19 protein-coding genes are annotated in these 19,824 nt (G+C 64.7%); 11 read left to right on the top strand and 8 right to left on the bottom strand.

From position 1 onward, the window contains the following. Positions 1 to 81 precede the first annotated feature (81 nt). A complete protein-coding gene (locus ORS3428_RS03040; protein WP_071094389.1) occupies positions 82 to 918 on the top strand; it encodes a PhzF family phenazine biosynthesis protein in 837 nt (278 codons plus the stop codon). A 42-nt stretch (positions 919 to 960) separates the two neighbouring features. Here ORS3428_RS03040 and ORS3428_RS03035 read toward each other — a convergent pair whose 3' ends face one another. Further along, positions 961 to 1,881, bottom strand: a complete 921-nt coding sequence (locus ORS3428_RS03035) for a LysR family transcriptional regulator (RefSeq protein ID WP_071094387.1) — start codon at positions 1,879 to 1,881, stop codon at positions 961 to 963. Between the two features lie 151 nt (positions 1,882 to 2,032). Here ORS3428_RS03035 and ORS3428_RS03030 point away from each other — a divergent pair, with 151 nt between their 5' ends. From ORS3428_RS03030 to ORS3428_RS03015, 4 genes are all read left to right on the top strand, one after another. Further along, positions 2,033 to 3,259, top strand: coding sequence for a urate hydroxylase PuuD (locus ORS3428_RS03030; RefSeq protein ID WP_071094385.1), 1,227 nt, complete (start codon positions 2,033 to 2,035; stop codon positions 3,257 to 3,259). Between the two features lie 2 nt (positions 3,260 to 3,261). After that, on the top strand, positions 3,262 to 4,575 hold the full coding sequence (gene guaD, locus ORS3428_RS03025; RefSeq protein WP_071094383.1) for a guanine deaminase: 1,314 nt from the start codon (positions 3,262 to 3,264) through the stop codon (positions 4,573 to 4,575). A 75-nt stretch (positions 4,576 to 4,650) separates the two neighbouring features. Further along, on the top strand, positions 4,651 to 5,157 hold the full coding sequence (locus ORS3428_RS03020; RefSeq protein ID WP_071094380.1) for a heme-degrading domain-containing protein: 507 nt from the start codon (positions 4,651 to 4,653) through the stop codon (positions 5,155 to 5,157). Positions 5,158 to 5,329: 172 nt separating this feature from the next. Beyond that, positions 5,330 to 6,595 carry a glycerate kinase type-2 family protein gene (locus ORS3428_RS03015; RefSeq protein WP_071094379.1) on the top strand — a complete coding sequence of 422 codons (1,266 nt, stop codon included), beginning with the start codon at positions 5,330 to 5,332 and terminating at the stop codon, positions 6,593 to 6,595. A 306-nt stretch (positions 6,596 to 6,901) separates the two neighbouring features. On the opposite strand, the gene ORS3428_RS03010 is transcribed toward ORS3428_RS03015, so the two are convergent. The 5 genes from ORS3428_RS03010 to ORS3428_RS02990 all read right to left on the bottom strand — a co-directional run bounded on the left by ORS3428_RS03010 (position 6,902) and on the right by ORS3428_RS02990 (position 12,764). Further along, entirely contained in the window at positions 6,902 to 7,639 is a 738-nt protein-coding gene (locus ORS3428_RS03010) for a UdgX family uracil-DNA binding protein (protein ID WP_274534778.1), read from the bottom strand. Continuing rightward, the gene (locus ORS3428_RS03005) at positions 7,636 to 9,042 is read right to left on the bottom strand and encodes a glutamine synthetase family protein (RefSeq protein ID WP_071094375.1); all 1,407 of its coding nucleotides are present in this window, start codon (positions 9,040 to 9,042) and stop codon (positions 7,636 to 7,638) included. The genes ORS3428_RS03010 and ORS3428_RS03005 overlap by 4 nt, the downstream gene beginning before the upstream one ends. 11 nt (positions 9,043 to 9,053) lie before the next feature. After that, on the bottom strand, positions 9,054 to 10,430 hold the full coding sequence (locus ORS3428_RS03000; protein ID WP_071094373.1) for an aspartate aminotransferase family protein: 1,377 nt from the start codon (positions 10,428 to 10,430) through the stop codon (positions 9,054 to 9,056). A 138-nt stretch (positions 10,431 to 10,568) separates the two neighbouring features. Beyond that, a complete protein-coding gene (locus ORS3428_RS02995) occupies positions 10,569 to 11,543 on the bottom strand; it encodes a WD40 repeat domain-containing protein (protein WP_071094371.1) in 975 nt (324 codons plus the stop codon). Between the two features lie 159 nt (positions 11,544 to 11,702). Continuing rightward, on the bottom strand, positions 11,703 to 12,764 hold the full coding sequence (locus ORS3428_RS02990; RefSeq protein ID WP_071094369.1) for a CobW family GTP-binding protein: 1,062 nt from the start codon (positions 12,762 to 12,764) through the stop codon (positions 11,703 to 11,705). 380 nt (positions 12,765 to 13,144) lie between these two features. Between ORS3428_RS02990 and ORS3428_RS02985 the strand changes: the two genes are divergently transcribed. After that, positions 13,145 to 13,615 (top strand): MarR family winged helix-turn-helix transcriptional regulator, encoded by a 471-nt coding sequence (locus tag ORS3428_RS02985; RefSeq protein WP_071094569.1) that lies wholly within the window; start codon positions 13,145 to 13,147, stop codon positions 13,613 to 13,615. A 196-nt stretch (positions 13,616 to 13,811) separates the two neighbouring features. Here ORS3428_RS02985 and ORS3428_RS02980 read toward each other — a convergent pair whose 3' ends face one another. Then, positions 13,812 to 14,669 (bottom strand): AraC family transcriptional regulator, encoded by an 858-nt coding sequence (locus ORS3428_RS02980; RefSeq protein WP_071094566.1) that lies wholly within the window; start codon positions 14,667 to 14,669, stop codon positions 13,812 to 13,814. Positions 14,670 to 14,707: 38 nt separating this feature from the next. Between ORS3428_RS02980 and ORS3428_RS02975 the strand changes: the two genes are divergently transcribed. The 5 genes from ORS3428_RS02975 (at position 14,708) to ORS3428_RS02955 (ending at position 18,799) form a co-directional block, all read left to right on the top strand. Continuing rightward, complete coding sequence (locus ORS3428_RS02975) at positions 14,708 to 15,115, top strand: DUF2000 family protein (protein ID WP_071094367.1); 408 nt, start codon at positions 14,708 to 14,710, stop codon at positions 15,113 to 15,115. A gap of 178 nt (positions 15,116 to 15,293) precedes the next feature. Further along, on the top strand, positions 15,294 to 16,178 hold the full coding sequence (locus ORS3428_RS02970; protein WP_071094564.1) for a DMT family transporter: 885 nt from the start codon (positions 15,294 to 15,296) through the stop codon (positions 16,176 to 16,178). 65 nt (positions 16,179 to 16,243) lie between these two features. Continuing rightward, entirely contained in the window at positions 16,244 to 17,266 is a 1,023-nt protein-coding gene (locus ORS3428_RS02965; protein WP_071094365.1) for a LacI family DNA-binding transcriptional regulator, read from the top strand. Next, positions 17,263 to 18,246, top strand: a complete 984-nt coding sequence (locus ORS3428_RS02960; RefSeq protein ID WP_071094363.1) for a 2-hydroxyacid dehydrogenase — start codon at positions 17,263 to 17,265, stop codon at positions 18,244 to 18,246. The genes ORS3428_RS02965 and ORS3428_RS02960 overlap by 4 nt, the downstream gene beginning before the upstream one ends. Positions 18,247 to 18,406: 160 nt before the next feature. After that, on the top strand, positions 18,407 to 18,799 hold the full coding sequence (locus ORS3428_RS02955; RefSeq protein ID WP_071094361.1) for a hypothetical protein: 393 nt from the start codon (positions 18,407 to 18,409) through the stop codon (positions 18,797 to 18,799). Between the two features lie 14 nt (positions 18,800 to 18,813). Here the strand turns inward: ORS3428_RS02955 and ORS3428_RS02950 are convergent, their stop codons facing one another. Next, positions 18,814 to 19,587 carry a gamma-glutamyl-gamma-aminobutyrate hydrolase family protein gene (locus ORS3428_RS02950; protein WP_071094562.1) on the bottom strand — a complete coding sequence of 258 codons (774 nt, stop codon included), beginning with the start codon at positions 19,585 to 19,587 and terminating at the stop codon, positions 18,814 to 18,816. Positions 19,588 to 19,824 lie beyond the last annotated feature (237 nt).

Genomic DNA, 19,824 nt, shown 5'->3' with positions numbered 1-19,824 from the left:
CAGCTGTTYGTCGCTTTCGTCGTTTCCCAAACCGATCCGGAACGTGTTTTCTGCGCACCTGACGAAGACGAGGCGAGCGACATGGATGTCTTGCGGATAGCGGCATTTTCGGACGGCAACACCGGCGRCAATCCGGCCGGCGTGGTGATTGGCGACGTCCTGCCCGATGTCGCCGAGATGCAGCGCATCGCGGCCGAGGTCGGCTTTTCGGAAACCACCTTCGCCGCGCGTGAAGGCGAAGGCTGGCGCGTCCGCTATTTTTCGCCCGAATCGGAAGTGCCGTTCTGCGGCCATGCCACGATCGCGCTCGGCGCGGCTCTGGTTCGACAGTTCGGCGACGGCGTTTTCAAGCTGATCCTCAACCAGACCAGCATCACCGTCGAAGGCTTTCGCGACGGAACCAATTTTGCCGCTGCCCTGCAGTCGCCGCCGACGCGCAGCCGTCCGGCTTCGTCGCAACTGGTGGGCGAGACGCTTGCGCTGTTCGRCTATCAGCCCGGCGATCTCGACCCGGCCATTCCGCCCGCGCTCATCCACGGCGGCGCCGACSATCTCGTGCTGGCGTTGAAGTCGCGCGCGGCGTTGGCTGCCATGATCTATGATCTGAAAATGGGCCAGGCCTTGATGCGACGCGAAGGGCTGGTCACGATCCTGCTTGCCTATGCCGAAACGCCGCGCCTCTTCCACACGCGCAATCCGTTCGCCTCCGGCGGCGTCTATGAGGATCCGGCGACCGGTGCCGCGACCGCGGCCTTTGCCGGCTATCTGCGCGATCTCGGCTGGCCGCATGGCGGTGCGATCGACGTCGTCCAGGGCGAGGATATGGGTATGCGCTCGCGGCTCCATRCCGACATTCCGCCGGCGCCCGGCAGCTCGATCAGGGTGTCGGGGACGGCCAGGCTGATGGATGCCGGCTGAGGGTCTCGGCCGCGGCCGAAGCCGGCACTTGCCGGCCAGCCCCTATTTGCCGGCCAGAATATCCTTGATCAGCCGCTGGCAGCGGTCGGCCATGAAGTCGAGCAGCAGGCGCACCTTCGGGTCCTGCAGCTTCTTGTGCGGATAGACGGCGGCGAGTTGCACCGGCGTCGGCGGCGTCTTGGCCAGGATCACCTTCAGCCGCTGGTCGCGGATGAACGGCTCTACCTCGAAGCGCGGCTTGTTGATGATGCCGCGCCCCGACAGCGCCCAGCCGGTCAGCACGTCGCCGTCGTCGGTGTCATAGGGCCCGTGCACCTCGAATTTCTGCGTGCCGCTGGGCGTCTGCAGTGTCCAGACATATTCGCGCGTGCYGGCATAGCGCAGCATCAGGCAGTCGTGCTTCTTGCCGATCAGTTCCTGCGGTTCGAGCGGTTCGCCGCGCGCTTCCAGATATTTCGGCGCCGCCACCAGCACGCGCTCGCATTCCATGATGCCGCGCATCCTCAGACTCGAATCCTCGATGATGYCGAGCCGGAAGGCGACATCGATGCCCTCCTTCATGATGTCGACATTGTGGTCGGAGAGCCTGAGCCGCACCTCGATGTCGGGATATTTGTCGTGGAAGTCCGGAATGCCGGAGGCGATCAGCCGCCGGCCAAGCCCGAGCGGCGCCGTCACCTTGATCGTGCCGCGCGGCTGGCCGGAGAGTGCGGCGACAGCGGCCTCCGCCTCGGTGATCGCCTCCAGCACATGCTTGGCCCCAGTATAGAATACCGTGCCGTGCTCGGTCGGCATCRACTGCCTTGTCGTGCGGTTGAACAGCCGCACGCCAAGATGCTTTTCCAGCTCCTTGATCCGGTTGGAGGCGACCGCCRGCGAAATGCGCATGTCGCGGYCGGCGGCCGACAGATTGCCGAGCTCGACGACACGGACGAAGACGGCGATGTTGTCGAGATAGGCCATGCGGCTTCGTGGCTCTTAAACGGCTGCGTGCAGTGAGCCTAGTATTTTCCATTTTTTTTTGAAAGTCATCGCGCGCCTCGCCCCTTTTCGTTTCGGCGCCAGCCCGTAAAGTCGTGTGATCGGCAGGGACGAGTTCCCAAGGGCGACAAGAATGACGGATTTTGCGATTTTCTGGGACTGGCTGAGTTTTGCCGTCCGCTGGCTGCATGTCATCACCGGCATCGCCTGGATCGGCTCGTCCTTCTATTTCGTCGCCCTCGACCTGGGGCTGCGCCAGCGTCCCGGACTGCCCGCCGGCGCCTTCGGCGAGGAATGGCAGGTGCATGGCGGCGGCTTCTATCACATCCAGAAATATCTGGTGGCGCCGGCCGAGATGCCGGAGCACCTGACCTGGTTCAAATGGGAATCCTACGCCACCTGGCTGTCGGGTTTCGCCATGCTGTGCGTGGTCTACTATGCCGGCGCCAACCTGTTCCTGATCGACCCCAACGTGCTCAACGTCTCCGTGCCGGTCGGCATCCTGATGTCGCTGGCAACCATCGGTGTCGGCTGGATCGTCTACGATCTTCTCTRCCGCTCGCCGCTCGGTAAAAGCGACACGGGCCTGATGCTGGTGCTTTACTGCGTGCTGGTGTTCATCGCCTGGGGGCTCACGCACCTCTTCACCGGCCGTGCCGCTTTCCTGCATCTCGGCGCCATCACGGCCACGATCATGTCGGCCAACGTCTTCATGGTCATCATCCCCAACCAGAAGATCGTCGTCGCCGATCTGATCGCCGGCCGCAAGCCCGATCCGAAATATGGCAAGATCGCCAAGCAGCGCTCGCTGCACAACAACTACCTGACCTTGCCGGTGCTGTTCCTGATGCTGTCGAACCACTATCCGCTGGCTTTCGGCACGCAGTTCAACTGGGTCATCGCCTCGCTGGTCTTCATCATCGGCGTGCTGATCCGGCACTATTTCAACACGGTGCACGCCCGCAAGGGCAACCCGACCTGGACCTGGCTCGGCGCCGCCGTCCTCTTCCTGATCATCATTTGGCTGTCGACCGTGCCGAAGGTGCTGACCGGCGAGCCGAAGACCTCCGCCGCCTCGGCCGCCGCCCAGGTCTACATGGCTTCGGCCCACTTCCCCGCCGTGCGCGATACGGTGCTCGGCCGCTGCTCGATGTGCCATGCCGAGGAGCCCGTCTATGAAGGTATCTATCATGCGCCGAAGGGTGTGATGCTCGACACCGACCAGCGCATTGCCGAGCATGCCCGCGAGATCTATCTGCAGGCTGGWCGGGCGCATGCCATGCCGCCCGCCAATGTCACCCAGATAACCGACCAGGAACGCGCCCTTTTGGTGGCCTGGTTCGAAGGCGCCGGAAAGTAAGCATGACCCTGAAGCTCCTGCGTGGCCGCACGCTCTCCTTCCTGCGTTGGCCCGAAACCATCGACGACCATGCCGCCTGGCGCTACGAGGAGGACGGCGGGCTGCTGGTCGATGGCGGTAAGATCGTTGCCGCAGGCCCCTATGCCGAGGTTTCAAAGCGCGCCGGCGCGGGCATCGAGACGATCGACCATCGTCCGCATCTCATCCTGCCGGGCTTCATCGATGCGCATGTGCATGCCCCGCAGATGCAGGTCATCGCTTCCTATGGCGCCGAGCTGCTCGAGTGGTTGAACAAATATACCTTCCCCGAAGAAACCAAGTTCCAGAATRCACAGCACGGCCGCCGCATCGCCAGGCTGTTCCTCGACGAGATGCTGCGCCACGGCACGACGACGGTCGCCGCCTATTGTTCGGTGCACAAGGCTTCCGCCGAAGCCTTCTTCGCCGAGTCGCATGACCGCAACATGCTCAACATCGCCGGCAAGGTGATGATGGACCGCAACGCGYCGGACGGCGTGCTCGACACGCCGCAGACCGGCTATGACGACACCAAGGCGTTGATCGCCGAATGGCACGGCAAGGGCCGCCAGCTCTATGCCATCACGCCACGCTTCGCGATCACCTCCTCGCCMGAGCAGATGGAGATGGCCGGCGCGCTCTGCCGCGAGCATCCCGACCTCCATATGCAGACGCATCTGTCGGAAAACCACGCCGAGATCGCTTTCACCCAGGAGCTCTATCCCTGGTCGTGCGACTACACCGATATCTATGAGCGTTACGGCCTGCTGGGGAAAAAGAGCCTGTTCGGCCACTGCATCCACCTTTCGGAGCGCGAGGCCGATGCGCTGTCGCAGTCGGGCTCAGTGGCGGTGTTCTGCCCAACCTCCAACCTATTCCTCGGCTCCGGCCTGTTCGACTACCAGCGCTACCGCGGGCGCGAGAGGCCGCTCCGGATCGCCGCAGCGACCGATGTCGGCGGCGGCACCAACTATTCGATGCTGCGCACCATGGACGAGGGCTACAAGGTGATCGCGCTGAACGGCGAGAAGCTCAACCCGTACCAGTCCTTCTGGCAGCTGACTCGCGGCAATGCCGAGGCGCTGTCGGTGGCCGACAAGGTCGGCACGCTGGACGAAGGCACCGACGCCGACATCGTTGTGCTCGACGCCCATGYCACGCCGGCAATGYGGCTCAGGATGGAGACCGTCGAGACGYTGGCCGAGGAGCTCTTCCTGCTGCAGACGCTGGGCGACGACCGCGCCGTCCGCGAGGTCTATGTGGCTGGCCGGCCGGCGAAGAGCGCGATTGCCGCATAGCATCCGCACACGCTCGGGCTTGACCCGGCGTCAGCCATCGGCCAAAGCGTGCTTCGACATTGACAGGGGAACGCTATGGCTGCCGCCGACGACATCGCTCTGATCAAGAAACAGGAAGCCGCGCTGGTCTTCCCGGCCTTCGACGAGGCCACARCCTTCGAGATCGGTTCCTCGATCAGGGACCGGGCCCTCAAGGAAGACCTGCCGATCATCGTCGACATCAGGACCTTCGACCGCCCRCTGTTCTATGCCGCGATGCCGGGTTCGAATGCCTCCAACCCGGACTGGGCGCGGCGCAAGATCAATGTCGTGAAGCGCTATCTCACGAGCACCTACCGTATGGTGCTGGAACAGCAGCGGCCCGACCGCACCTTCAAGGTCGGCGAGGGTCTGGACATTGCCGATTATGTGCTTGCCGGCGGTGGCTTTCCGGTCACCGTGAAGGGCGCGGGCGTGGTCGGCGTCATCGCGGTCTCGGGCCTGCCGGAGCGCGAGGACCACGGCGTCGTGGTCGAWGCGCTCTGCGCTCATCTCGGCGCTGATCGGAAGCAATTGGCGCTGCCTCCGGAAGACAATTCGTGACGTTGGCGCTGCCCCTCATCCGCCTACCGGCACCTTCTCCCCGTGAAGGACGGGGAGAAGCGATCTGCTCCGACGTTGGTGACCCCCTCTCCCCGTTCTTACGAGGAGAGGGTAAGGGTGAGGGGCAGCGCCCACGTTCGCTCAGTTCAAAAACCGCCGATGGCGGCCAAGGATGACCGTGCTCGATCCCAAATCCTTCCTCACCGCGATCTTCAACGCCGCCGTCGCTGCCGCCGATCCGGAAAAGACGATCCGCAACCATTTGCCCGCCAAGCCGAAGGGCCGCACCATCGTCATCGGCGCCGGCAAGGGCTCGGCGCAGATGGCGGCAGCCTTCGAGAAGGTCTGGGACGGTCCGATCGACGGACTGGTCGTCACCCGCTACGGCTATGGCGCCAAATGCGAGCGCATCGAGATCATCGAGGCTGCGCACCCGGTGCCGGATGCCGCCGGCCTCGAGGCTTCGCGTCGGCTGCTGGAGAAGGTGCGCGGCTTGAGCGCCGACGATCTGGTCGTGGCGCTGATCTCCGGTGGCGGTTCGGCACTGCTGCCCTCTCCGGCCGACGGCCTCACGCTCGCCGACGAGATCGCCGTCAATGAGGCGCTGCTCGCGTCCGGCGCGCCGATCGCGGCGATGAACACCATCCGCACGCATGTCTCGACCATCAAGGGCGGCCGGCTTGCTGCTGCCGCCCACCCGGCCAAAGTGGTGTCGCTGATCGTCTCCGACATCCCCGGCGACAATCCAGCCCTGGTTGCTTCAGGCCCGACCGTCCCCGACAGCGGCAGCCGCGAGGATGCGCTGGCGGCGATCGCTGCCTACAACATGAAGCTCCCGGCTGCGGTGATGACCCATATCAAATCGCCTGCCGCAGACGCGCCGCGTCCGGACGATCCGCGCTTTGCCGGCAATGAGGTGCAGGTGATCGCCTCGGCCGCCGTGTCGCTCGAAGCAGCCGCAGCCGAGGCGAAGCGGCATGGCGTCGAAGCCGTCATCCTGTCGGATTCGATCGAGGGCGAGGCGCGCGAAGTCGGCGGAGTCCACGCCGCGATTGCCCGCGAGGTGGCGACCCGCAATCGCCCCTTCGCCAAGCCGGTGCTGATCCTCTCCGGCGGCGAGACGACAGTAACATTGAGGGCAAAAGGCAAAGGCGGCCGCAACTCCGAATTCCTGCTCGCTTTCGCCATCGGTATCGATGGCGTCAACGGCATTCACGCTCTCGCCGCCGATACCGACGGCATCGACGGCTCGGAGAACAATGYCGGCGCCTTCGCCGACGGCTCGACGGTTTCGCGCATGCGTGCCGCCGGCGTCGATGCGAAGGCGATGCTTGYCGGCAACAATGCCTGGACGGCGTTCAACGCGGTCGGGGATCTGTTCGTCCCGGGTCCSACAGGGACGAATGTCAATGACCTGCGTGCAATTTTCGTCCGTTAAGTGCATCGCATCAGAAACAGATTCAGGCGATGCGCTTTAGAAGACACCCTTCAAGCGTAGCGCTGCCCCTCATCCGCCTGCCGGCACCTTCTCCCCGTATAGTGACGAGGAGAAGGAGGCTGATCGTGCGCCGGCCCTCGGTGTCTCAATGTTGGCGATTGGCGAAACCATCAATGACGGCGTCTTTCTCCCCGTCACTATACGGGGAGAAATGCCGGGCGGGGCAATGAGGGGCAGCGCGAACCCAGGCCATTGATCGACACGTTGCAAGAGCTTGTTTCAACGCGACGCACACGAGCCGATTGATCACCCTGTCATCAGCTGCTTCACCTTCCTCATATCCTTGAGGAAACGCTCGCGCTCGGCGTCTTTGTCCTCCTGTTCGCGGATGCGCAGGATAAGCGACGGGTGGATGGTGATGAACACGCGCAGCCCGTCATCGCGCTCGATCACCTCGCCGCGTCTCTTCAACACCGGCACTGCTTTGCCAAGCAAGGACTGCGCCGCCGTCGAGCCAAGCGCAACGGCAAGACGAGGCTCGATCCGGCCGATCTCCTTGTCCAGCCACCACCGGCAGGCCTGAACCTCGCCGGCATTGGRCTTTGAATGGATGCGCCGCTTGYCGCGCGGTTCGAATTTGAAATGCTTCACCGCGTTTGTGACATAGACCTTCCGTCGGTCGACGTCGGCATCTTCCAGCGTGGCGTCGARCATCCTCCCCGCCGGGCCGACAAAAGGCTTGCCGGCCCGATCCTCCTGGTCTCCCGGCTGTTCGCCGACGAAGATCACCTCGGCGTCCTCCRGCCCTTCGCCGAAAACCGTCTGCGTCGCATTGCGCCATAGTGGGCAGCGACGGCAACCCGTCGCCTCATCGCGCAACTCGCTGATCGGCGCTGCGTCGTCCGGAGGCGACTCAGCGCCTGCCGCCCGAGTGCGCCTGCCGGAAATCGTCGTGTCATGCGGGGTCGTGCCTGCCATCGTCCTTCCTCGTCCGCTTCGATGTTGAATGGGCGAGATTGTCGATGGTTCCTGCAGCCGCCTCACACCTCGTGCAGATAGAGGTGGTAATCCAGCTCGCTGACGGTGCGGGCGACGCGCAGATATTCCGCCTGCTTGGTCGCCACGAAGGTCCGATGCAGGTCGGGGCCGAGCGCCGATTTCAGGAAATCCGAAGTCCTGGCGGCCTCGATCGCGGTGCGCCAGTCGGTCGGCATGCTCGATTTTTCCGTTGCCTGCTCGTAACCGTTTCCGGTCGTCTCCGCGCCGGGATCCAGTCCCTCGTCGAGCCCCTTCACGATCCCCGCCAGCACCGTCGCCGCCACCAGATAGGGATTGGCGTCGACGCCGGACGGCCGGTGCTCGATGCGGCGGTTTTTGGCGTCGCCCGCGGGCACGCGCAGCGCCACCGAGCGGTTGTTGACGCCCCAGGTCGGCGCCACCGGCGCATAGGATTGCGAGACGAAGCGCCGCCACGAATTGGCATGCGGCGCGAACACCAGCATCGATTCCGCCATGGTGTGGATCAGGCCGCCAAGCGCATTGAGCAGCTTTGGCGACCATTTTTCGCCGGCGGCTTCGGTGAAGACGTTTCGGCCGCCATCGTCCTGCAGCGAGACGTGGAAGTGCATGCCCGAGCCGGCATAGGTCTCGATCGGCTTCGCCATGAAGCAGGCGGTGACGCCGTGCCGGCGCGCCTGGGCTCGCACCAGCCGCTTCAGCATGACGAGGTCGTCGGCCGCCCGCATCACATCCTTGCGGTAATTCAGCGTCAGCTCGTATTGGCCGGGCGCATATTCGGAAATGACGGTTTCGGCTGGAATGCCTTGCTCTCTTGCGGCCGCGTAGATGTCGGAAAACAGCGGCTCCATGYCGTGCAGATGGTCGACCGAATAGACTTCCGTCTTGCCCGAGCGGCGGCCGTCGAGCACGGCGCGCGCAGCCTGCACCTTGCCGTCGCTGTCGCGCTCGTTGGCCAGCAGGAAGAATTCGAGCTCGAAGGCGCCGGCCGGATGCAGCCCGCGGGCCGCCAGCAGCTCGACCTGCCTTGCCAGCGCCAGCCGCGGGTCGGAGGTCATCGGCTGGCCGTCGAGATGATACATCGACATCAGCACCTGGCCGCGCGCCGGCTTGGTGCCGTGCAGCGGCACCAGTGTGCCGGGGATCGGCCATGCGCGAAGATCGCCGTCGCCGGTGTCCCAGATCAGCCCGGTCTCGTGGACATCCTCACCTGTGATGTCGAGGCCGAGGATCGAGATCGGCATGTGGCGCCCGTTCTCGAAAATCCCCATCAGCTCGTGCCGGCGCACGATCTTGCCGCGGCCGATGCCGTTGGCGTCGGTGAGCACAATGTCGAAGGCCTCGATGTCGGGATGYGCGTCGAGAAAGGCTTTCGCCTCGGCGRGCGTCGAGCCGGAAGGCGATGTCGTGACGGCGTTCGGATTGTCCATGGCTGCTTGTCTCACGCCGCAAGCTTGCCCGCAACCGCGGCGAAGGCGGCGACCAGCCGGCTCACTTGCGCCGCCGTCGTCGCCGGCGAGATCAGCATCATATTGTGGAAGGGCGCTATCAGCACGCCGCGATTGACCAGTGCGACATGGATCGCGGCTTCGAGCTCCGGCGCATGCGCCGTCTCCGCCTCGCCGCCATTCCTGAGCGTCCCGGGTGCGCAGATGAATTCGACCCGGGCGCCGACCCGCGCGACATGCCAGGGCAGATTGTGACGATCGATGAYGGCGGAGAGACCGGCGTCGAGGCGGCGCRCCAGCCGGTCCATATGCGCATAGGCCTCTTCGGTCATCACCTCTTCCAGCGTGGCGCGCATCGCCGCGAATTGCAGCGGGTTGGCCGACAGCGTCGTGCCCATGCCGGAATAGCCGGGCTCCTTCGTTCGGTTGTAGGCGCCGTAGCGGGTGGCGACCTCCTCGCTCATGCCCCAGATGCTCGCGGGCACGCCGCCGGCCACCGGCTTGCCGAGCACGAAGAGGTCCGGCTCCAGGCCGTGCCTTCGCGTATAGCCGCCGGGGCCAGTGGAGATGGTGTGCGTCTCGTCGATCAGAAGCAGCGTGCCGGCGGCGCGCGTCAGGCGTCGCAACGCGTCGTGAAAACCGGGCTCGGGCAGCACCATGCAGGAGTTGGTCAGCACCGGTTCGGTGATGACGCAGGCGACGTCGCGATCCGAGAGCGCCGCCTCCAATGCCGCRACATCGTTGAATTCGATGACCTTCGTCGCGCGCGTGAGATCGCGAAACTCGCCGGCCAGCCCGGGCCGGTTGACCGGCTTGCCGCCGATCAGCCGCACCATCGTCTCGTCGACCGAGCCGTGATAGCAGCCATTGAAGACCAGGATCTTTTCGCGCCCCRTGACCGCGCGGGCGACGCGCAGCGCGAAGCGGTTGGCGTCGGTCGCGGTCGTGGCGATCTGCCAGTAGGACAGGCCGAAGCGCTGCTGCAGCAGAGGGCCGATCGCCAGCGCATCCTCGCTGGGCAGCATATAGGTCAGACCGCGCCCGGACTGCCGGCGGATGGCGCGCGCGACCGCTGGCGGTGAATGGCCGAGCATCGAGCCGGTGTCGYCGAGACAGAAATCGTCGAGCCGGTTGCCGTCGATGTCGGTGATGGTGGCACCTTTGGCGCCGTCGACCAGGATCGGGAACGGCGTCGGCCAGTCGGTCATCCAATGCATCGGCACGCCGCCGAGGTAGCCGGCCATGCCGTTGCCCAGCTTGGCCTCGGATTTGGGCCGCGCCTTGCGGAAGGCGGCCGCTTCCGTCTCGCGCAACTCGGCAATGCGGCCGACAGCGATGYCGCCGATGGAAGTCCGGTCGATTGAATGCATACGGGCCCCTCTTTCTCGCGCGGCACTTTGCCAACCGGTCGGCAAAACCGCAATTGGCCGCGCTGGGGGCGGGCGTTGGCTCAGGCAGTAGGCAGTAGGGCTTCTTTCCCTATTGCCTACGGCCTAACCCCTATTCCCTTACGCAGTGATATCAATCACGCCGCAGTCGCCGGCGGCGCTGCCGAAGACAAGCCTGCGCTCTTCCCTGTCCCACATCATCGAGGTGATGGCGCCTTTGCCCGGGCGGCGCAGCAGCACTTCCTTGGCATCCGCGAAACGCGCCGCGATCATCATGCCGTCCTCATAGCCGATCGCCGTGACCTCCTGGCTGGGATGGCAGGCAACGCAGGTCACCATGGTGTTGCCGCGCGTGCCGAGCTCCAGCGGCGCCTTGCCCATAGGCCCGTCCTTGCTCGCGAACGGCCAGACGATCGCCGCCGGCGCGCCCGAGCTCGCCAGCCACTTGCCCTTCACGCTCCAGGACAGGCTTTTGACCTTGCCGGGATAGCCGCTCATGCGCATGTGCTTGCCATCGGCAAGTTTCCAGCCATGCAGCGCGTTTTCCTGCATGGTGGTGATGACGAAGGCGCCGTCCGGCGAAAAGCTGATGCCGGTGTGGGCGCCGGCCCATTCGAGCTCGAGAGGCTTGCCCTCGGCCRCCGGGAAATGCAGCGTCGCGCCATTGTAGCGGGCGACGCCGAAGCGCATGCCCTTGGGCGAGAAGGCGAGCCCCTCCACCGAGCGCGGATGCGCGAACTCCTTCGTCTTGCCGTCGGCAAAGCGCGCGAAGGCGATCTTGCCCGAGGCATAGGCGATCGCGCCCTGCGGACCGGCGGCGACGCTAGTGATCCATTTCCTGCCGGCGCTGGCCAGTTCGGTCGTCTCGCCGCCGGCACTCACGGCAAACACCTTGCCGTCCTCGCCGCCGGTGATCAGCCGGTCGTTGGCCGCGTCATGGAAGGCGGCGAGCAGCCCGTCATTGGCCTGCACCGTCTTGTGTCCGTTGTCGAGCCGGTGGATCGCGCCGTCGGCGAGCGCGAAATGYGGCACGTCGTTRAGGAAGACGGCGGCGACRCAATGGCCTTCGAGATCAAGCGGGGCGACTGTGGGCACGAGATCGTTCCATTCGAGTTGGGCGCTGCTCCTCGCCCCGCAAAGAAGGACGGGGAGGGAGGGCGCCGGCGTTGCAGCACATMTCTTCTCCCATGCTTCACAGGGAGAAGGTGCCGGCAGGCGGATGAGGGRCAGCGCTAGCGTTGCAAGGCTTGGAAATCAAGCCTGGCAGGCCTCGAAACTCTTCCTCAAGCGCTCGGCGTCGAGATCGCGGCCGATGAAGACCAGCYTGCTCTCGTGCTTCTCGCCGTCCTTCCAGGCGCGCTGATGGTCGCCCTCGAGGATCATGTGCACGCCCTGCAGGACATAGCGCTCATCGTCGCCCTTGAGCGCGATGATGCCCTTGAGCCTGAGGATGTTCGGGCCCTCCATCTGGGTCACCTTCTCGATCCAGGGGAAGAACTTTCTGGGGTCCATCTCGCCGCCGCGCAGCGACACCGACTTCACCGTCACGTCATGGATATCCGACGGGTGGTCGTGATGATGGTGGTCGTGCCCGTCATGATGGTGGTGGTGATGGTCGTGATCGCAATCCGGGCCGCACTCATGGTCATGGTCGTGATCATGCGCTTCGAGGAAATGCGGATCGTTCTCCAGCGCGCGGGTCAGATCGAAGGYGCCGCGGTCGAGCACCTCGCCGAGCGCCACGCCGGCGCGCTCCGTGCGGTGGATCCTGGCTGCCGGATTGATGGAGCGGATCGTTGCTTCGACCCTTTCGAGTTCGTCCTGCGTGACGAGATCGGTCTTGTTCAGCACCACGACATCGGCAAAGGCGATCTGGTCCTCTGCTTCCTTCGAATCCTTCAGCCGCAGCGGCAGGTGCTTGGCGTCGACCAGCGCCACCACCGCGTCGAGCTTGGTCTTGGAGCGCACGTCGTCGTCCATGAAGAAGGTCTGCGCCACCGGCACCGGGTCGGCAAGCCCCGTGGTCTCCACCACGATGGCGTCAAAGCGGCCGGGCCGCCGCATCAGGCCTTCGACGACGCGGATCAGGTCGCCGCGCACGGTGCAGCACACGCAGCCATTGTTCATCTCGTAGATTTCCTCGTCGGATTCGACGATCAGGTCGTTGTCGATGCCGATCTCGCCGAACTCGTTGACTATGACGGCGTAGCGCTTGCCGTGGTTCTCCGACAGGATGCGGTTGAGCAGCGTCGTCTTGCCCGCGCCGAGATAGCCGGTGAGAACGGTTACGGGAATCTGCGTCTGTRCATCGCTCATGGCTTGCCTCGAAATCTGTGCCCTAAAGGATTTGTCGGCCTCATATAGGACGTGGGCCGCGCTTTTGCACGCGCCAAACCGATAGGCCAGGGCGAAGCAGCATTGGGACCGTCGCCGAGGCCGGGCATGATGCTACGAAGGCGGCGAAAGACAAGCTTCACGCCGGGCCAGTGGCAGGGTGGGAACGGATGGCCGCGAATCCCGCGGTTCAGAAAAGTCGTTTGTCATCTAACTGAAATAATCATCTGGCATCACCTGCGCGGGCACCGCAATGCTTGYCGGCAAAGGGTTCTGCGAGCCGGCCTCGTAAGATCGTCATTTGYCAGCCGCCGACCAGCTTCTATGCTGACCGCGCCGGCTTGGCCGAAGAGGGAATGACCATGGCCAAGGCGGACAGGACAGCGACAATGAGCCGGCTGCATTCGGCGGCGCGACTGGCGCGAACAGCGCTTGCGGCGCGGCTTCTGGAGCATGGTTTCTATGCCGGGCAGGACCAGATCATGCTGGCGCTCGACCGCGAAGACGGGCAGACCCCCGGCACCCTCGCCGGCAAGCTCGGCGTGCGTCCGCCGACCATTACCAAGACCATCAACAGGCTGCAGGCGCAGGGTTTCCTTGAAAAACGCGCCTCCAACCACGACGCCCGCCAGGCCCACATCTTCCTGACGGACGCCGGCCGCGAAACCATCCGAGCCATCGAGAAATCGGTCAAGAAGACCGAGAAGCAGGCGATGAAGGGCCTCGACAAGAAGGACCAGAAGGCGCTGTTCAAGCTGCTCGCCCGCATCGAGGCCAACCTCTCGAACGAAGACCTGATCCTCATCGACGACGACGCCGAACTGGATGATTAACGAGCGACGCGCAGCGTCGTCTCGCAAGCGACGCGCAGCATCGTCGCTTCACGCACCGCGCTGGCGTTACCAAGCGCGATGCGAATCATCGTCGCTTCACGCACCACGCCGGCATCGGCGCCTTAGCGGAAAGGGCGACGACGCTACGCGTCGCGCCTGAGCCTATCACCGGACGTCTCGCCGTTGAGCGACGACGCTACGCGTCGCACTTACGCACCAGCGTCGCCCAGCGCCCGGGCGTCAGCCCGAACGCCTTCTTGAAATGCCGGTTGAAATGGCTCTGGTCGCTGAAGCCGGCTGCCGCCGCGATCTCGGCCAGCGGCTCTCCCGCTTCGATCATGCGCCGCGCGCRCTGCAGCCGGCGCATCACCAGGAAACGATGCGGGCTGGTCGAATAGGTCGCGCGGAAATGCCGTGACAGCGCGTAGCGATCGAGGCCGGTGACAGCCTCCAATTCGTCGGAGCTCACCGGCCGCTCGRCATTTTCCTCCAGATAGTCGCGGGCAAGTGCGGCGGCGCGCCATGCCGTCTTTCCCGCCGGTTTTGCCGGCTGCCCGGAATGGCGTTTCAGATGCTGCGCCAGCTGTGCAACGAAATCGGCGACGAACAGGTCGTCGAGCTCCTCGGTGAGCGGCGCCAGCGCTGAAAGCAGCGTGCCGCGCAACGCCGGGTCGCTCACCACCGCATCGCGGACGAAAGGCAGCGGCGCGCTACCGAGGCAATCAAGCAGCAGCGACGGCTCCAGATAGAGGATCCTGTAGCGCAGCCCGTCCTCGGTGCCGGCGCCGCCGTCATGCACTTCGTCGGGATGCAGCACGATCACCTGGCCGGGGAGGCTGTGCTGGAGCGCGCCGCGATAGTGGAAGCGCTGCACGCCGTCGAGCGTCACGCCGATGGCGTAGGTATCGTGGCGGTGCAGGTCGAAGGCGTTGCCGTGGAAGTGGGCCTCGATGCGCTCCAGGCCGGTGCCGCCTGGCGCTGAAACGATCCGGTCGTCCACTGCGCACGAACGTTCAAGACCTTCCAGCGCCTCACCGCCTAGACCTTGCGCCATCGCATGCCCTTCCTGGACCATTCGGAGAAAACATTCTGGTGTTCGACACGAAATTTGCAATCGTGCTGAGGGAAGACCTCGCCGTCTGGCAGAAGCTCAACGTCACCGCTTTCCTCACCAGCGGCATCGTCGCGCAGTTCCCTGAGATCATCGGCGAGCCCTATCGCGACCGCGCCGGCAATCGCTTCAATCCGCTCTCGATCCAGCCCGTGATCGTGCTGTCGGCGGACGGGCCAACACTTGCCGCGATCCATCGCCGAGCCTTGGAGCGCGGCGTGACGACCTCCGCCTATGTCGAGGAGATGTTTGCGACCGGCCATGACGCGGCCAACCGCGCCGTCTTCGCCGAATTTGCGCCGGACGACGCCAAAATGGTCGGCATCGCACTGCGCGCCGAAAAGAAGCTGGTCGACAGGATCACCAAGGGCGCCCGCATGCACGCTTGAGCAGTGGGGCCGTTATTGCAGCTGCCGCTTTTGGTCCGGCCACGCCCGACAATTGRCTTGCCGGCAGGCGTTGATTGCCGCAAAGGTGGAGTGTCCGCCTTTGCTTCCTTCCGGCCTGAATTTGTCTGTTTCCAAAATCCACGACGACAGCGCAACGCCGCCCGCGGCGATGCTGTTGATGCTGTGCGTCTATGTCTGCTTCACCTTTCTCGACACCTCAAGCAAATACCTGGTGCTTGCCGGCGTGTCGGCGCTGATCGTCGCCTGGGCCCGCTTCACCGTCCATGTCCTGCTTGTCGGCGTCTTCCTGCGCGGCTGGCGCGAGCCGTCGCGTTTCCGCGCCAAAAACCTGCCGGCGCATATCCTGCGCGGCGTGCTGTTGTTCGGCTCGACCATGTTCAACATCCTGGCTCTGCGCACGCTGCAGCTCGCCGAAACCACCTCGATCTATTTCTTCGGGCCGATGGTGATCACCGCGCTTGCCGGCCCGCTGCTCGGCGAATGGGCGGGCTGGCGGCGCTGGCTGGCGATTCTCACCGGCTTCGTCGGCGTGCTCATCATCACCCGGCCCGGCGTCGGCGTGTTCGGCATCGGCCATCTCTTCGCGTTGGGCTCGATGCTATCCAACAGTTTTTACGTCATCATGACGCGGCGCATGTCGTCGACCGAGACGTCCGAGAGCCTGATCCTGTTTGCCGCGCTGGCGCCGGCGGTGCTGCTCCTGCCCATGCTGCCCTTCTCGCTGTCCTTGCCGCAGGACGGCTGGCACTGGGTGATTCTGCTGATGCTGGGCGTGTTCGGCGCCGGCGGTCACTGGCTGCTGGTCCAGGCCTATCGCCTGGCGACGACGACGGCGCTGGCGCCCTATCCCTATTCGCAGATGGTGTGGATGATCATTTCCGGCTGGCTGATCTTCCGCCAATTCCCTGACCGCTGGACGCTGCTCGGCGCCGCCATCATCGTCGCCAGCGGGCTCTACATCATCCATCGCGAGCACCGGCTGCGCCTGCGCAATTCCGCCTCGCTCGATACCGAAGCCGAGACTCTGGCGAAAAAACTTTGATTTGCTCCCGATCGATGGCATAAGGCCGAATTTAAACAGTTTAAATACGCGGGGGGCGAAGGGCGCTGGCACAGAAGATCAAGCTTTCGACGATCGCGGATGCGCTCGGCGTTTCCACGGCAACGGTATCGCTGGCGCTGCGTGACAGTCCGCTGGTGGCGGGCGCGACGCGCGAGCGCATCAAGGAGCACGCCCGCGCCATCGGCTATATCTACAACCGCCGTGCTGCGTCACTCCGGACATCGCGCTCCGGCATTGTCGGCGTCGTCGTGCACGACATCATGAACCCGTTCTTCGCCGAGATCCTGCGCTCGATCGAAAGCGAGCTCGACCGCAGCCGCCAGACTTTCATCCTCTCCAACCATTACGACCAGCTGGAAAAGCAGCGAACCTTCATCGACACGCTGCTGCAGCTCGGCGCCGACGGCGTCATCATGTCGCCGGCCATCGGCACGCCGGCCGAAGACATCATCATGGCCGAGGAAAACGGCCTGCCGGCGGTGCTGATCGCCCGCACCGTCGCCGGAGCCGACGTGCCGGTCTTTCGGGGCGACGATGCCTATGGCACCGCGCTTGCCACCAATCACCTGATCTCGCTCGGTCACAAGCGCATCGCCATGATCGGCGGCACCGACCAGACCTCCACCGGCCGCGACCGCTACCAGGGCTATGTCAACGCCATGGAAGCCGCCGGGCTGGAAGTCAGGCCGTCCTGGCGCATTCCCGGGCCGCGCACCAAGCAGGCCGGATTCGAGGCCGCAGGACAGTTTTTGGCGCTGAAAGACAAGCCGACCGCCGCCTGCTGCTGGAATGATCTGGTCGCCATCGGACTGATGAACGGTATTGCGCGGGCAGGGCTGGTGCCGGGCGTCGACATTTCGGTCACCGGCTATGACGATCTCGAGGAGGCCGCAATCGCAACTCCGGCATTGACAACGGTCTGGAATGGCCAGCGCGAGGTCGGCCGCCGCGCCGCCAGCGCGCTGCTCGACAAGCTGAACGGGCAGGCCGTGYGGCCCTCGCAGGAACTGATCAAGCCGGAGCTGCACGTGCRCCAGTCCACCGGCAAGCCGGTGGAGCGTCAATGACAAAAACCGAGGCAAGCTTCCCGGTCGCCATCCTGGTGCCGGGCGATTTCAACGACTATGCGATCGGCCGGATCGACAAAGCGTTCAAGYGGGTGCGGATCGAGCGCGCCGATCCGGCGCTGGTCACCGGCGAGATGCGCGAAGGCGTGCGCGGCATCGCCTCCTTCGGCGGCATCAACGCGGCCATGATCGACGCGCTGCCCAATCTCGAAATCATCGCCAATTTCGGCGTCGGCTATGATTCGGTCGATGCCAGCCATGCCGCCAAGYGCGGCGTGATGGTCACCAACACGCCGGACGTGCTGACCGAGGAGGTCGCCGACACCACGATCGGCCTGCTGATCAACACCGTGCGCGAAATGTACGCGGCCGAGAAATGGCTGCGCGACGGCGAGTGGGTAAAGAAGGGCAATTATCCCTTGAGCCGGCTCACCTTGCGTGGCCRCCACGTCGGCATCTTCGGCATGGGCCGCATCGGTCTTGCCGTCGCCCGTCGCCTGGAGGCTTTCGGCCTGCCGATCGCCTATCACAACCGCCGCAAGGTGGAAGGCCTGTCCTACGAATATCACGCCACGCTGAAGGGCCTTGCGGAAGCGGTCGACACGCTGATCTGTATCGCGCCGGGCGGTGCGGCCACGGAAAAGGCCATCAATGCCGAAATCCTCTCGGCGCTTGGCCCAAATGGCGTCTTCGTCAATATCGGCCGCGGCAGCACGGTGGACGAGGCGGCCCTTGCTGCGGCACTCTCCAATGGCACAATCGCTGCTGCCGGGCTGGATGTCTTCGCCGACGAACCGAACGTGCCCAAGGCGCTGCTCGATGCGCCCAACACTTCGCTGCTGCCACATGTCGGATCGGCGTCGGACCACAMCCGCCGCGCCATGGCCGACCTCTGCGTCGACAATCTGGTTTCCTGGTTCGGCGAGCGCAGGCCGCTGACCCCGGTGCCGGAGACGGCCAACGTCAGGCCTCGCGCTTGATCGTCGGCCGCCGCCATATTTGTTAACGCCCGCTTAACACTTTGAAACCATTCTGCATACTTCGTTAAGCATGTTGATCGAAAACCAGGCCGCGGCTTGGAACAACATGTCTGAACCAAAAAGACCAAGAGCGCGATGCGCTTGAGTACGGAGAGGCAAAATGAAGCTGTTAGCAGGATTGGTTGCGTCGGCTGCATTGTTCGGTGGCGCTCAGTTCCTTCACGGCGGCGATGGCCAGAGCGCGGCCACCGAACCCGCCGCCTCAAGCATCTACCGGTTGACGGCCAATGGCGACGAAGCGGCTTGYGCCATCCGGCGCGGCGCCGAAGTGTCCGAGGGCCTGTCGCGGCTCACCGTCGCCGCGGATTGCCGAAAGCTGATGCCCGGCATCGAGCGCGTGAAATTCTGGCGCGAGCTGGCGGACGGCACGGTCGCCTTCAGCGAGAACGRCACTGATCCGATCGTCACTTTCAGCGTGGCCGATGGCGACGGCTACGAATCCTACGCGCCGGCTTCGCCGCTGCTGGCGCTGAACACGGCAACCGACGACTGAAATCCCAGGTTGGGCTATTCCGCCGCCGCGCGTGCGCCGGCTTTCGCCGCCGCGTGCAGGCGCACGGCATCGCCGAACGCCCGGAATATCTTTGCCGAGTTGCTGTCTGACTTCACCCAATATTCGGGGTGCCACTGGACGCCGACCGCGAAGGCGCGGGCATCCTTGACCGAGACGGCCTCGATCGTGCCGTCGGTGGCTACAGCCTCGACCTGCAGTTTCGACCCGAGCCGGTCGATCGCCTGGCGGTGCAGCGAATTGACCTTGATGTCACCGGCGCCGAACACGCCGGCAAGGCAGGTCCCGGGCTTGATCGAAATCGTCTGGTGGATGCCGAAGCGCTCGTCCTGGTTGTCGCTTACCGGCGCGCGGTGATCGAGCGAACCCTCGCGCTCCTGGATCTCTGTGCCCAGCGTCCCGCCCAGCGCCACGTTCAGCTCCTGTATGCCGCGGCAGATGGCAAGCAGCGGCACGCCGCGCTCGATCGCCTTGCGGATCAGCGGCAGTGTGGTGGCGTCGCGCGCCGGATCGTAAGGGCCGTTCGCCTCGCTGGCATCGCCGCCGTAAAGCGAGGGATGCACGTTAGACTTAGATCCCGTGACCATGACGCCGTCGACCGAGGACAGCAGTTCGTCGAGATCGAGCCGGTCGCCGAAGGATGGCACCAGCACCGGGAATACGACGGCGCCTGCGATCGCCGCCTCGATGTATTGCTGCTGCACGGCATGCCAGGTGTAGTTGTCGAACTGGCGGACATCGGTCGAGACGGCGACGARCGGCTGCTGCATTTTGGCTAYGGGTTCCATCGAGAGCTAACGGATTATTCTGCCTGGAAAATAGGCGATCCCAAGCCACTTTGCCATGGCAAGTTTCGCCGCCTCGCATGGGCCAGCACCATCTGCGTTAGACTATAGTTGCAGGCTGCGCCGGAATGGGCGGAACCTCGGTCGCAATGCTGGACTCGACCTGCTGCCTGTGTATGTTTCGTCTTCAACCGATCCGGGCAGCGAGGATGTCCGAATGTC

Origin of the sequence: Mesorhizobium sp. ORS 3428, from assembly GCF_001854785.1 — a bacterium.
Classification (GTDB): Bacteria; Pseudomonadota; Alphaproteobacteria; order Rhizobiales; family Rhizobiaceae; genus Mesorhizobium.
Note: the sequence above shows the minus strand (reverse complement) of the source record. Positions and strands in the feature narration are given on the sequence as shown.